Annotated in this window: 12 protein-coding genes; 7 read left to right on the top strand and 5 right to left on the bottom strand. The window is 63.8% G+C overall.

What is annotated here, in order from left to right:
• Positions 1 to 26: 26 nt before the first annotated feature.
• From phoR to DFR29_RS13735, 5 genes are all read left to right on the top strand, one after another.
• Entirely contained in the window at positions 27 to 1,343 is a 1,317-nt protein-coding gene (phoR, locus tag DFR29_RS13755; protein WP_133819178.1) for a phosphate regulon sensor histidine kinase PhoR, read from the top strand.
• Positions 1,343 to 2,263, top strand: a complete 921-nt coding sequence (locus DFR29_RS13750; RefSeq protein WP_133819177.1) for a phosphate ABC transporter substrate-binding protein — start codon at positions 1,343 to 1,345, stop codon at positions 2,261 to 2,263. Before phoR ends, DFR29_RS13750 begins: the two co-directional genes overlap by 1 nt.
• A complete protein-coding gene (gene ppk1, locus DFR29_RS13745; protein ID WP_133819176.1) occupies positions 2,260 to 4,347 on the top strand; it encodes a polyphosphate kinase 1 in 2,088 nt (695 codons plus the stop codon). The genes DFR29_RS13750 and ppk1 overlap by 4 nt, the downstream gene beginning before the upstream one ends.
• 74 nt (positions 4,348 to 4,421) lie before the next feature.
• A complete protein-coding gene (locus DFR29_RS13740; protein WP_243746057.1) occupies positions 4,422 to 5,945 on the top strand; it encodes a Ppx/GppA phosphatase family protein in 1,524 nt (507 codons plus the stop codon).
• 127 nt (positions 5,946 to 6,072) lie between these two features.
• Positions 6,073 to 6,759 (top strand): peptidylprolyl isomerase, encoded by a 687-nt coding sequence (locus tag DFR29_RS13735; RefSeq protein WP_133819175.1) that lies wholly within the window; start codon positions 6,073 to 6,075, stop codon positions 6,757 to 6,759.
• 88 nt (positions 6,760 to 6,847) lie between these two features.
• Here the strand turns inward: DFR29_RS13735 and DFR29_RS13730 are convergent, their stop codons facing one another.
• The 5 genes from DFR29_RS13730 to DFR29_RS13710 all read right to left on the bottom strand — a co-directional run bounded on the left by DFR29_RS13730 (position 6,848) and on the right by DFR29_RS13710 (position 11,421).
• Entirely contained in the window at positions 6,848 to 7,342 is a 495-nt protein-coding gene (locus DFR29_RS13730) for a hypothetical protein (RefSeq protein WP_133819174.1), read from the bottom strand.
• A gap of 105 nt (positions 7,343 to 7,447) precedes the next feature.
• The gene (locus tag DFR29_RS13725; protein ID WP_133819173.1) at positions 7,448 to 7,954 is read right to left on the bottom strand and encodes a hypothetical protein; all 507 of its coding nucleotides are present in this window, start codon (positions 7,952 to 7,954) and stop codon (positions 7,448 to 7,450) included.
• 661 nt (positions 7,955 to 8,615) lie between these two features.
• Positions 8,616 to 10,040, bottom strand: a complete 1,425-nt coding sequence (locus DFR29_RS13720; protein WP_133819172.1) for a hypothetical protein — start codon at positions 10,038 to 10,040, stop codon at positions 8,616 to 8,618.
• 71 nt (positions 10,041 to 10,111) lie between these two features.
• Positions 10,112 to 10,612, bottom strand: a complete 501-nt coding sequence (locus tag DFR29_RS13715) for a hypothetical protein (protein ID WP_133819171.1) — start codon at positions 10,610 to 10,612, stop codon at positions 10,112 to 10,114.
• A gap of 41 nt (positions 10,613 to 10,653) precedes the next feature.
• Positions 10,654 to 11,421 carry a hypothetical protein gene (locus tag DFR29_RS13710; RefSeq protein ID WP_133819170.1) on the bottom strand — a complete coding sequence of 256 codons (768 nt, stop codon included), beginning with the start codon at positions 11,419 to 11,421 and terminating at the stop codon, positions 10,654 to 10,656.
• A 336-nt stretch (positions 11,422 to 11,757) separates the two neighbouring features.
• Here DFR29_RS13710 and DFR29_RS13705 point away from each other — a divergent pair, with 336 nt between their 5' ends.
• On the top strand, positions 11,758 to 12,450 hold the full coding sequence (locus DFR29_RS13705) for a glycosyltransferase family 2 protein (RefSeq protein WP_133819169.1): 693 nt from the start codon (positions 11,758 to 11,760) through the stop codon (positions 12,448 to 12,450).
• Positions 12,447 to 12,827, top strand: a complete 381-nt coding sequence (locus tag DFR29_RS13700) for a DUF2304 domain-containing protein (RefSeq protein WP_133819168.1) — start codon at positions 12,447 to 12,449, stop codon at positions 12,825 to 12,827. The genes DFR29_RS13705 and DFR29_RS13700 overlap by 4 nt, the downstream gene beginning before the upstream one ends.
• Positions 12,828 to 12,832 lie beyond the last annotated feature (5 nt).

Below are 12,832 nucleotides of genomic sequence, written 5' to 3'. Positions count from 1 at the left end.
GCCCCCGCCGCCGCGCCGCCGGCCGCATGAACGCGCGCCTGGATCGAGCACTGCAGGTCAGCCTCTGGCGCATCAGCGGCGGCCTGCTGCTGGCACTGGTGCTGGGCCTGGCCCTGGGCGGGCTGGCATGGTGGCTGTTCGCCGCCACCCTGGCTGCACTGGTCTACCTGCTCTGGCGCCTGCGCCAGTTCGGCCACTGGCTGCAGGGCCGCTCGCGCCTTGCGCCGGTGGACGATGCCGGCCTGTGGGGCGCGCTCTACCGCATCCAGCTGCGCCGCCAGCGCAGCGATACCGAGCGCCGCCGCCGCCTGGTGCAGGTATTGCGGGCATTCCGCAACACCGCGGCTGCACTGCCCGATGCGACCGTAGTGCTCGACGCCGACGGCGTCATCCTCTGGTTCAACGACGCCTCCACCCGTCTGCTGGGACTGAGCTATCCGCACGACCTGTCCGGTCATTTTTCCAATCTGGTGCGTTCTCCACGTGTGACGCGATGGCTGCAGGGCGGCGACTGGAGCGAACCGCTGATGGACGTGCCGGCGCCTGGCGACGACGCGCTGCGGCTGGGCCTGCGCATCATTCCCTACGGCCAGGGCCAGCGCCTGCTGGTCGCGCGCGACATGTCCAAGCTGATGCAGCTGGAGCAGATGCGGCGCGATTTCGTCGCCAACGTCTCGCACGAACTGCGCACGCCGCTGACCGTAGTGCACGGCTATCTCGACCTGATCGAGCCGGACCAGTCGCCAGAGCTGGAACCCATGCTGATGGAATTGCGCACGCAGTCGCGGCGTATGACCCAGATCGTGGAAGACCTGCTGACCATCTCGCGCCTGGAAGCACAGGACAGCCTGCCGGAAGAGCGCGTCTCCATGCCGGGCATGATGCAGACCTTGCGCCGCGAAGCGGAAGCACTCAGCCTGGGCCGCCACACGATCGTGATGGAAATCCGCAGCGAACTCGATCTGAGCGGCTCGCCCAAGGAATTGCATAGCGCCTTCTCCAACCTGGTCAGCAACGCCGTGCGCTATACGCCGGCCGGCGGCCGTATCCAGCTGCGCTGGGAACTGCGCGGCGAGCAGCCGGTATTTTCCGTCACCGACACCGGCCAGGGCATTGCGCCCAATCATCTGCCGCGTATCACCGAACGTTTTTATCGTGTCAGCAGCAGCCGCTCGCGCGATACCGGCGGCACCGGGCTGGGGCTTTCCATCGTCAAGCACGTGCTGCAGCTGCACCAGGCCAAGCTGTGCATCGAGAGCGAAGTTGGCGTCGGCAGCACCTTCGCCTGTGTGTTCGACAACGAACGCGCGCTGCAGCCGGCTACCAGCGAGGAACTGGGCTGATGCACCGCCGCCGCTGGCTGGCCCGCTGCGTCGTGCTGCTGCTGGCGCTTACCAGTGCAGCGACCATGGCCACAGCTGCGCAATTGACCAGCGTTGGTTCCGACACTCTAGGCGAACTGATGCAGGCACTGGCCCAGGCCTATGCACAGGAGCAGCCGCAGCTGCGCTTCCAGATCCAGACACCAGGCTCAGCCGCTGCCCTGCCCGCGCTGGCCGAAGGCCGTGCCGACCTGGGCCCGATGAGCCGCAGCATGAACCCCGCCGAGGAGGCCGCCTACCGCGCACGCCGCGGCAGCTCGCCCGGCCAGGTACAGATTGGCTTCGATGCCGTCGCCGTTTTCGTCCATCCGGACAATCCGCTGTCCCAGCTCAGCCTGGCGCAGCTGGCCCAGATCTGGGCCGACGGCGGCAGCTGCGCCGGCACACCCCTGCTGCGCTGGGACCAGCTCGACGTAAACACCGTGCAACCGCAGGCGCTGCTGCGCCTGGGCCGCAATACGTCGTCGGGTACCTATGAATTTTTTCAGAATGCCGCATTCTGCGGCGGCAGCTACCGTGCCGACGTGGTGCAGTTCCCCGGTGCCGGCGCCGTGGTCGCCGCGGTTGCGCAGCACCCCCGTGCCATCGGCTACGCCAGCCTGGCCCATGCCAACGGCCTGGTGCGGCTGGTCGCGCTGCAGCCGGCGCACGACCAAGCCGCCGTGCTGCCCGATGCGGCAAGCGTCATTTCCGGACGCTATCCTCTGGCACGACCGTTGTATCTGTATTTCAACCACGGCGCCGACGGCCGGGCCGACCCGGCAACGGCAGCCTTTCTACGCTACGTCCTCGGCCCGGCGGGCCAGGATCTGGTCCGGCGCCAGGGCCTTTTCGGCCTGTCGCCGCAGCATGCGAACGAGCAACTGAGGCAATTGCAATGACCCTGCTCACCGGCAACCTGACCCGCGACCTGAGCGATCCTGCGCTCTACATCAACCGCGAGTTGGCCCAGCTCGAATTCAATTTCCGCGTACTTGCCCTGGCTCAGGACGAGCGCGTGCCGCTGCTGGAACGCCTGCGCTACCTGTGCATCTCCAACAGCAACCTGGACGAGTTCTTCGAAGTGCGCGTCGCCGTACTCAAGCAGCAATTGCTGCTGAACACGCCCATGCCCGGCCCCGACGCCATGGCGCCGGTCGAACTGCTAACGCGTATCCGCGCCCGTTCGCTGGAACTGGTGCGTGCGCAGTACGATTTCTGGAACGATGTTCTGCTGCCGTCGCTGGGCGAAGAAGGCATCCGCTTCGTCACCCGCGACAAGTGGACGGTGAAGCAGAAACGCTGGCTGCAAGGCTACTTCCAGAACGAGATCCTGCCGGTGCTGTCGCCGCTGGGGCTGGACCCGGCCCACCCGTTTCCGCGCATCCTCAACAAGAGCCTCAATCTTGCCGTGGTGCTCAAGGGCAAGGACGCGTTCGGCCGCGAAGGACACATGGCCCTGGTGCGCGCGCCGCGCTCGCTGCCGCGCATCATTCGCTTGCCGGCCGAAGTGGCCGAGTCGCCGTACGACTTCGTCTTTCTGTCGGGCATCCTGCAGCAGTTCATCGACGAGCTGTTCCCGGGCATGCGCGTGGAAGGCTCCTACCAGTTCCGCGTCACCCGCAACAGCGAACTGGTGGTGGACGAGGACGAAGTGGAAAACCTCGCCACGGCGCTGTCGGACGAACTGATCGGCCGCGGCTATGCGCATCCGGTGCGGCTGGAAATCGCCGAAACCTGTCCGAAGTCCATCACCGAAATGCTGATGGCCAATTTCGGCCTGACCGAACAGGACATCTATCGCTGCGCCGGCCCGGTCAATGTCAATCGCATCAACGCGATCTACGACCAGGTCGACCGGCCTGACCTGAAGTTCCCCAAATTCAGTCCGCGCGTGGCGCCGGCACTGGCCAACGTGACCAGCGTGCTCGACGTGGTGCGCGAACAGGATGTGCTGATGCACCATCCGTTCGAGTCCTTCGCTGCGGTGATGGAACTGGTGCGCCAGGCCAGCCAGGACAACGACGTGCTGGCGATCAAGCAGACGCTGTACCGCGTCGGCGATCATTCCCCGCTGGTCAACCACCTCATCGACGCGGCACGCAACGGCAAGGACGTGACGGTCGTGGTCGAGCTGCGTGCGCGCTTCGACGAGGAGGCGAATATCCGCCTCGCCAATCGACTACAGGAAGCGGGCGTGCAGGTCGTCTACGGTGTGGTCGGCTACAAGACCCACGCCAAGATGCTGCTGATCGTACGGCGCGAACAAGGCCGCCTTCGCCGCTATGTGCATTTATCTACCGGCAACTACCACCAGATCACCTCGCGCGTGTATACCGACTTCGGCCTGATGACGGCCGATGCGGACATCGGCGAGGACGTGCACAAGATGTTCCAGCAATTGTCCGGGCTGGGCACGGCGATCAAGCTCAAGCGTCTGCTGCAGTCGCCGTTTACCCTGCACAAGGGGCTGTTGCAGAAGATCGAGCGGGAAATGGCCCATGCCCAGGCCGGCCGTCCCGCGCGCATCATCGCCAAGATGAACGCACTGAACGAAGCCGGCGTGATCCAGCAGCTCTACGCCGCATCCAGCGCCGGCGTACAGATCGACCTTATCGTGCGCGGTGCCTGCGCACTGCGACCAGGCATTCCGGGCGTATCGGAAAATATCCGCGTACGTTCCGTCATCGGCCGCTTTCTCGAGCATAGCCGCGTGTACTGGTTCGCCAATGACGGCGCAGCGGAAATCTACTGCGCCAGCGCCGACTGGATGGAAAGAAACCTGCTGCGCCGGATCGAAACCTGTTTCCCCATCGACGATCCGCAACTGGCCAAGCGCGTCTACGACGAGGCGCTGGCGAATTTCCTCGCCGACAATACCCAGGCCTGGCTGCTGCAGGCCGACGGCAGCTACATACGCACCGAGCCCGGCGAAGAGATGCCGCATTCGGCCCAGCTGTCCCTGCTGGCCCAGTTGTGCATGTAGTACGCGCGGCGGATTCGCCATTGCCTGCGACAGGCGTGGCAGAATCCGCCGGACTACCAGCTGCCGAGGTTCCCTTGCCCAACGGCCAGAAGCCCATCCAGGACGGCGAACTGCTAGCGGCGGTCGATCTGGGATCGAACAGTTTTCATATGGTCGTGGCGCGCTATCAGCACGGCGAGTTGCGTGTGATCGACCGCCTGCGCGACAGCGTGCGCATGGCTGCCGGCCTGAATCGCGATGGCAGCCTCGACAGTGCGCGGCGCGATCGCGCGCTGGCCTGCCTGGCCCGCTTCGGCCAGCGCCTGCGCGCCCTGCCGCCGGGACGCGTACGCGCGGTCGCCACCAACACCGTGCGCCGCATGAGCGTGCCGCACGCCTTCCTGCTACCCGCGGAAACGGCGCTGGGCCACCCGATAGAAGTCGTCTCCGGACGCGAGGAGGCGCGCCTGATCTATCTCGGCGTGGCGCACGGCCTGCCCGAATCGCGCGAGCGCCGTCTGTGCATCGATATCGGCGGCGGCAGTACCGAGTTCATCATCGGTGCCGGCATGGAAGCGGTGCAGACCGAAAGCCTGCAGATGGGCTGTGTCGCCAGCACGCTGCGTTTCTTCGACGACGGCAAGCTCACCGCCAAGCGCTGGCGTCAGGCACAGACCGAGATCGGTGTCGAACTGCAGCAGTTCGCCGCCGACTACCGCGCCCATGGCTGGGGCGAAACCATAGGCTCTTCCGGCACCATTCGCGCCATCGGCAACGTTGTGCAGGCCAATGGCTGGAGCGACGGCGGCATCACCGTGTCCAGCCTGGAGCGTCTGCGCGACGCACTGCTGACGGCGGGCAGTATCGACAAGATCCGCCTGCTCGGCCTGTCGGAAGAACGCCAGAGCGTGATCGCCGGCGGCGTCGCCATTCTTGAAGCCGCGTTTTTTGCGCTGGGTCTGCTGCAGATGCAAGTCTGCGAAACCGCCATGCGCGAAGGCCTGCTGTACGACCTGATCGGCCGCGCCGAACAACGCGATCCGCGCACCGCCAGCGTCGAAGCGCTGATGCGCCGCTACGACGTGGACCGGGCCCAGGCGCGCCGGGTCGAAGCCACCGCGCAATTGCTGTTCGACCAGGCCGCCGATGCCTGGCATCTGGATGCCGACGCGCTGGACTGGCTGCGCTGGGCCGCGCGCATCCACGAGATCGGCCTGGCCATTGCACACAGCCAGCATCACGTCCACGGTGCCTATCTGGTGCGGCATTCGGACCTGGCCGGTTTCACACGGCAGGAACAGGATTTCCTCGCCACCGTCCTGCGCTGTCACCGGCGCAAGCCTGACCAGGAAGCGCTGGCTGCGCTGCCCGACCGTTCGCGCCGGACTGCCGCGCGCATCACCGCCTTGCTGCGCCTGGCCGTGTTGCTGCATCGTGCCCGCAGCGCCGATCGCCTGCCGGCCTTGTCGGTACGCGCGGACGAGCGCAGCCTCGAACTGAAGCTCGGACGCGAATGGCTGGAACAGCATCCACTGACCGTGACCGATCTGGACCAGGAGCGCGAATACCTGAAAGATCTGGGCGTGAAACTGCAACTGCGCGCCGCGGAGAAATTCTGACCGCGGCCAGCCTTTCCCACGCGGAACCTGCTGGCATACATCCGGTCAGAGCCGCGTTCGCGCCGCGCCCTGCCCCGCACCGGCTGCGCCGCGTATCATTGTTCCCCCTACTTTCAGGAGTCTCTTCGTGCTGAAGCCCTATCTGCTCGCCTTCGCCTTGCTGCTGCCGCTGTCGGCCGTCGCCCAGGACAAGCCCAAGACCGAAGCCAAACCCGCCGCGGCCAAGACGGAAGCCAAGCCCGCCGCGCCCAAGACCGACGCCAAGCCGGCTGAAGCCGCCGTCGCCGCAGACCCGGCCAAGGCCGCCCATCCCCAGGTTGTTCTGCATACGTCGATGGGCGACATCACCATCGAGCTGTATCCGGACAAGGCGCCCAAGTCAGTCGAAAACTTCCTCCAGTACACCAAGGACGGTTTCTACAACGGCACCGTTTTCCACCGCGTGATCAACGGCTTCATGATCCAGGGCGGCGGCTTCACCAAGGATCTGACGCAGAAGCGCACGCGTCCGGCGATCCAGAACGAGGCCAACAATGGCCTGTCCAACCTCAAGGGCACGGTGGCGATGGCCCGCACCAACGACCCGCATTCGGCCACGGCGCAGTTCTTCATCAACGTGGTCGACAACAAACGCCTGGACTATGTCAGCGACCAGAGCGGCATGACCTATGGTTACGCCGTATTCGGCAAAGTCGTCGGCGGCCTGGACGTAGTGGAAAAGATGAAGGCCGTTGAAACCTCGGCCCAGGGCCCGCTGCCGGGCGATGTGCCCAAGATCGCGATCACGATCGACAAGGCTGAGCTGGTCAAGTAGCAGTCAGTTCCCGGCTACTCGCACCGGCTTTCTGCCCACAAAAAAACCACCGTTACCGGTGGTTTTTTTGTGGGCCTGGATCGCCGCTTCAGTCGATATTGAAGCTTTTCAAAGTCACCGGAATCCGCGGCGCATCGATCGTATAGGCACCGCAACCACCGCTGCCCGGACTGGATGTTACGACCAGATAGTAGATGCCAAGAGGCGCTGGAATCGTCATGGTCTCTGTTCCGCCAGCACCAGCGTTGTCGCCGACTTCCGCGCAGGCAACACCGCCGCCGCAAGATCCTGACAACCACAGAAATGCGGGATTCCAGCCCGCATCCGGCGTCGTCAGCGCAATCGTCGTAGCCGTCAGACTGTCTTTGTTGACGCGGTAAATCACGTCATTCTCCGGCGAGTTGAATGCGCCGCAGAGCGTGCCCAGCTGGTTGACCGACGGCGCACAGGTCGTGCCGCTTACCTGGTGCATATTGGCGACCAGGGGAATGGTTGCGGGCGAGGCACAGGACTGTGCGCCTGCGGAACCGGTGTATGCGGTCGCCAGCAATGTTGCAATAAGCATAAGTGCATTTTTTACCATCACAACCCCCTGAAAGTGACTGAAATGTACTATCCACCCCTAACCGCTTTGCCTTGAGAAATTGACCGCGCGGATAGGTTTTACGGGTTGCCGGTAGCTCCGCCATCAATCGATCGAGAAGCTGCGCAATGTTACCGGAAGGCGTCCGCCGGCATCTACGGTATAGGCGCCGCAGCCCCCCGCGCCCGGGCTGGATGTGACTATCAGAAAATACGCACCGGAGGCATGGGGAGTCAACATGGTTTCGGTACCGCCAGCACCGAAGTTGTCGCTCACGTCAGAACAGTTCACACCACCGCCGCACGAACCCGACAGGTACAGGAACGCCGCATTCCAGGTCGGATCTGTCGTCGACAAGCTGAGTGTGTCGGAGGTACGTATAGGGGGATCGATTGTGAAGCGGTAGATGACGTCGTTCTCGGGCGAATTGAACGCGCCGCATAAGGTGCCGAGCTGGTTGATCGCGGGAGCGCAGGTAGTGCCGCTGACAGTGTGATGACCGTTGGAGTTCTCTGGAATGCGCACGGGCGACGCACAGGACTGGGTAAAGGCGGGCCCGGCGGAAGCGGCGGCGGCCACGCTGGCTATCAGCAGCAATGCATTCTTCTTCATCTTTCTTCTCCGGTATCAGCACAGGCAAAGCGATCGCAGAGGCCATGTCGGGCGGAAGTTAACGACTCCTTTTGAGCCGATAGGCGCGGTTGCGCGCACCGGGACCACACGCCTGTTCGCGCAAACAATCCACGTCGGCACAACTTATTCTTCTACTTATCGGCATTTGACGACAGCCGTGCTCAAGCGCTTGCGCACCGCTAACCGACAGATGCGACCGGCAGCATAGCCTCGGATCAGATCGGCAGATCTAGCGATATCGCAGCGTTTGTACCAATGTATCCGCGTGACTGACTTGCGCCTTAGCAGCCTGTAGCGGATGAATCGGAAGCGGGATGGCACAGGACTGGTCATGCGGGACGCCGTGCGGAGCGACGCCAACGGCCCCTGCTATTGGCCGAGTGAGCAGCAGGACGGGCGAGCTGCTTTCGATTTGTCCGTTAGAGTTCACTAGGCGCCCTGTGACGTCGCGCAAAACTGCAATGCCTGCGCGACGTGCTTGTGCACCTGCCTTGGCTGCTGGATGCTGCGCAAAAGAAAACCCGCCACAGGAGCGGGTTTCTTTTTGCGGTCAAATCGGTTCGGCAAAGGGCGGTTCCTGCCAGGCACTGGTTGCCATAAGCAGGCGCCGCGGCAGCTGCATCGCGCAGCAAGGCTAGTCCTAGCGCGGTTTCACCGTAACCTGACTCGGCGAGGTCAGGCGCTTGCGCGCACCGCGATGGTCCAGCGTGCCCACGAAGTACCAATAGGTCTTGCCGACTTCGGCCGATTCGTCGCGCCACGCGTAGTGGCTCGCAGCATCCTCCACCGAGTCGACGCGCAGCGTAGTGGCGTTGATGCGCTTCCACGGGCCGTCCGCGCTGTCTGCGCGGTACACGTGATAACCGTAGATCAACCCTTCGTTATCCACTTCCCAGCGCAGTACCGGGCCATTACCAGGGGGATCGGCCGGTTTGGCCGTGGTCAGTGCGCGCTTGAGCTGCTGGCCGATCGGCACATTGGAAACCGTAGGACTGAGCGCCGCGGACGAGGAACCCGGAATACCTGTTGCAGCAGCGTCGGTCGAAGCCGCGGCCACCGTACTGGCCTCCGCCTTCTTCATCTCCTCGGCCGCATCCTTGACCTGGGTCGTCTCCGACAGCATGACGCCCCACACCTGGATCGGAAGCGTCTTGCCGTAGTCGGGCAATTCGACGTAGACACGACCTTTCAGATAGCCCAAGGGCTGCTGGTCGGAAATCTTCAGGTTGAGCCAGCGGCATCCGACTGCGGCAGGCTCACAATCGGAAATCTTGACGCTTCCTTTCATGCCCTCAAGACGCGCCGCCCCCAGACGCAGGGGCTTGTCGCCGGCCTGGCGCAGGGGAATGCGGTAGCTGCGCTCGCCTTCGCCACGGCGGACCAGATCCAGCTCCAGCGGATTGAAGCCCGGCACGACGGCGCCATGCACATCGCCCTTGACCTTGAAGAACACTTGGTCTTGGCGGATCGAGCGTACCTTGAGGATGACGTTGGATTCGAACAGGCCCCAGGGCGCCGTGTCACGCACGGAGACCTGGACACTGCGGCCATCCGCACCAGGGGAAACGTTCAAATATTCCGGCGCCGACAACACCTTCTCGATGCGCGCATCGGGGTCTTCGTCGCTGGAGAATGTCAGGGTATAGGGTTTGCGGTTCGCCTCGGCCAGCGCGATCGTGCCGAGGTTCGCTTCCAGGCGCGACAGGTCGAACACGCTGGCGACAAAACCGACAGAGTCGGCATAGCGCTCGGGCTCTTCGCCTTCGACCCGAAACTTCAACGGATGGTGGGTGGTACCACTATCGGTGCTGGTGTCGATCTTGATCTCGACATGCGCGACGCCGTTCGCCGGAACCAGGACCGAGTCAGCGGACAGCCTGTCCTTCGGATCTATCGGCGCCAGCTTGCTCAAACGCAGGGGCTTGCTGCTGCGATTGGAGAACTCGATCAGGCAGTTCGTCGCGTGCCCCTGATAGATCTCTCCAAACTCGCAGGCCGGCGAGGCGCTGATATTTGAAGGCTCGTTGGCCATTGCCAACATCGAAGCGAACAGCAGCGGAATCATCGGTACTCCCAAAAAAGAACCCACCCTTGCGGGTGGGTTCTGACAAACGATTACTGCTGAAGTTCTATCGATCAATCGATCGAGAAGTTCTTCAGAGCCACCGGCAGACGGCCAGTAGCGTCAACCGTGAAGGCGCCGCAACCGCCGGCACCCGGGCTGGAGGTGACAACCAGGTAGTACGTACCATTGCCGGTCGGGGTCGGCATCGTTTCGGTCACGCCATTGCCGCCGTTGTCGCCCACTTCGGCGCAATTCACGCCGCCGCCGCAGGAACCCGACAGGTACAGGAACGCCGGGTTCCAAGCTGCGTCGGTGGTCGACAGGCTCAGGGTGCTGGACGTACGCGTCGCATCGATGTTGAAACGATAGATGACGTCGTTTTCCGGCGAATTGAACGCGCCGCACAGGGTGCCGAGCTGGTTGACAGCCGGAGCACAGGTGGTGCTGGTGATGGCATGGTTGTTGCCGGTCAGCGTGATGATCGACGGCGATGCACACGACTGGGCGCTGGCCGTGCCGACAAACGCGGCAGCGGTCAGTCCTACGGCGAGCAGAAGCGCATTTTTATTCATTTAATTACTCCGACGCTAGAAAAAGGGCGCAATTCAGGGGTTTACTGGCCGATGAAGGTCTGACGACGCGAGTCGAACTCGTCGAAGTTGATTGCCTTGGTAGCCTGGTTGGTACGGAACGAGCTGGTGGAATCGGCCAGGCCGAGCAGGGCGGTGTCGACGCCGACCCAGCCGGCGTTGTCGACGTTGATCGTGCCGCTCGGGGTACCTGCGACGTTGTTGTTCACCCAGACGTTGACCTTACCGGTGCCTGCAGCGCCGATCACGACTTCGCCTTCGACCACGTTCTCGCCGGCAGCGACCGGAGCGACGAACGGGGTGCTGACGTTGCCGTTGGCGATGTCATTGGTGGCGGCCACGAAGGACACCTGACGGCCGGTCGCGCCGCCCGGGATCAGCGACACGCGCAGAACCTGCACGGAGCCGCCGGCAGCCGGGAATGCGGTATTGGAATTCGCCGTGAACAGCTGGACCTTCTGCAGGCCGCTGAACGGGGTGATCGCGTCGGCAACGAGACGGAAACGGAAACGGTAGCGGGTTTCGCCAGCCGGCGTATCGTCACGCACGAACGAGCTGGCCAAACCGCCGGCGCCAGCGTTGAAGCTGGTGGTCAGCTTGCAAGCAGTGGTACCCAGACCCGGCGTGGTGATCGAGAGGGCGCCGCCACCGAGAACGGCCTTGCCGGTCCATGCACCGGTCGGCTGAGCGGGATCGGTCGGGCACTGTGCCATCGAGGCACCGGCAAAACCCAGACCCGCCAGACCCAACACCGCCAGCGACAGCGTCTTCATCATGACATTGGCTTTCATAGTTTTCTCCCAAGTTGGATCGGGCGGAAGCGCACTTCCTGCCCACAGTAGATTCATGGGGCCCGACAGAAGAGGAGTGTAATCACCACAATCAAACCCCGTCAACGCTTTAGCGACGGTTCTGTAGGCAATTGCACGTAATTCCGGTGGACCGATTCGGCACCCTGTGTGGGCACTCGGGAGCTAGTAACGCAGCCCGGTACAGCGAGCGGACACTTTCCGGAAAATTTTTTTCGCGTTGACGCCTGTGCACGCGCATTGGGACAATCGGTTTTTCGCGCTGACGGTCGACTCGTGTCAAATCAACAGATTGCAGCGCCAGCCTGTCTTGCAGTCATGCCCGCCCGAAACGAGCGCAACACGGTTGCAGACGTGGTCCGCGGGGTCAAGGCTGCCTTGCAGTGCGACGTCCTGGTGATCAACGACGCCAGCAGCGACGACACGGCCGCCATCGCCGCTGCCGCCGGCGCCGTGGTACTGAACCTGCCGTTCCAGCTCGGCGCCTGGGGTGCAACCCAGGCCGGTATGCGCTACGCCTTGCGCAACCGGCACGAACGCGTCATTACCCTGGATGCCGACGGCCAGCACCATCCGGAGCAATTGCCGCTATTGCTCCGTGCACATATAGATAGTGGTGCCGACGTCACCATCGGCACCTGCCCAGCCCGCCTGAGTCCGGCCAAGCGCTTGGCCTGGGCTTATTTCCGCCTGATCACTGGCCTGCAGGTAACCGACTTCACCTCGGGGCTGCGCGTCTACGGCCGGCGGGCCGTGCGCACCCTGGCCTCGCGCGAGGCCAGCCTGATCGACTACCAGGACATCGGCGTACTGATCCTGCTGCGACGCAAGTCACTGCGCATCGCCGAGGCTGCGACGACCATGTCGGCCCGGCGTGAGGGGGGATCGCGCATCTTCTCGTCCTGGTTTACGGTCGCCCGCTACATGATCGCGACCACCGTACTCAGTATTGCCCGTGTCGGCGCCAGGGAACGCCGCGCGCGCCGAAGTCTGGAGACCAATTCCCCATGAACGCACAGATCACGGCCGCCCTGATCGGCCTGGCTCTGGCCGGCAGCATCCTCTATCTGGTGAGGCGCGATCACCTGCACGGCCCGTATGCGCTGTGGTGGCTGATCGTGGCCGCGGCTACCCTGGTACTCGGCTTCGTGCCGCGCACCATCGACTGGCTGGCCCACCTGAGCGGGATTGCCTATCCGCCGGTGCTGCCGATCATCGTCGGCGTCTCGCTGATCCTGCTGCGCCTGCTGCAGCTCGATATCGAACGCTCGCGCCAGGAGCGCCAGATCCGCCGCCTCAACCAGAAGCTGGCCATCCTGGAAGAAGAACTGACCACCCTGCGCCGGGCAGTGGAACAGCGCAGCACCAGTCCGCGTCCGCAGGCTTGACCGGC

Source organism: Tahibacter aquaticus (assembly GCF_004363655.1).
GTDB classification, from domain to species: domain Bacteria; phylum Pseudomonadota; class Gammaproteobacteria; order Xanthomonadales; family Rhodanobacteraceae; genus Tahibacter; species Tahibacter aquaticus.
The sequence above is the reverse complement of the archived record's forward strand: the minus strand, read 5'-3'. Positions and strand labels throughout refer to the sequence as shown.

Excerpts from the sequence above, each read along its gene's own strand:
- phoR (WP_133819178.1), top strand. The coding sequence starts at position 27 with ATGAACGCGCGCCTGGATCGAGCACTGCAGGTCAGCCTCTGGCGCATC.
- DFR29_RS13750 (WP_133819177.1), top strand. The coding sequence starts at position 1,343 with ATGCACCGCCGCCGCTGGCTGGCCCGCTGCGTCGTGCTGCTGCTGGCG.
- ppk1 (WP_133819176.1), top strand. The coding sequence starts at position 2,260 with ATGACCCTGCTCACCGGCAACCTGACCCGCGACCTGAGCGATCCTGCG.
- DFR29_RS13730 (WP_133819174.1), bottom strand. The coding sequence starts at position 7,342 with ATGGTAAAAAATGCACTTATGCTTATTGCAACATTGCTGGCGACCGCA.
- DFR29_RS13725 (WP_133819173.1), bottom strand. The coding sequence starts at position 7,954 with ATGAAGAAGAATGCATTGCTGCTGATAGCCAGCGTGGCCGCCGCCGCT.
- DFR29_RS13720 (WP_133819172.1), bottom strand. The coding sequence starts at position 10,040 with ATGATTCCGCTGCTGTTCGCTTCGATGTTGGCAATGGCCAACGAGCCT.
- DFR29_RS13715 (WP_133819171.1), bottom strand. The coding sequence starts at position 10,612 with ATGAATAAAAATGCGCTTCTGCTCGCCGTAGGACTGACCGCTGCCGCG.
- DFR29_RS13710 (WP_133819170.1), bottom strand. The coding sequence starts at position 11,421 with ATGAAAGCCAATGTCATGATGAAGACGCTGTCGCTGGCGGTGTTGGGT.
- DFR29_RS13705 (WP_133819169.1), top strand. The coding sequence starts at position 11,758 with ATGCCCGCCCGAAACGAGCGCAACACGGTTGCAGACGTGGTCCGCGGG.
- DFR29_RS13700 (WP_133819168.1), top strand. The coding sequence starts at position 12,447 with ATGAACGCACAGATCACGGCCGCCCTGATCGGCCTGGCTCTGGCCGGC.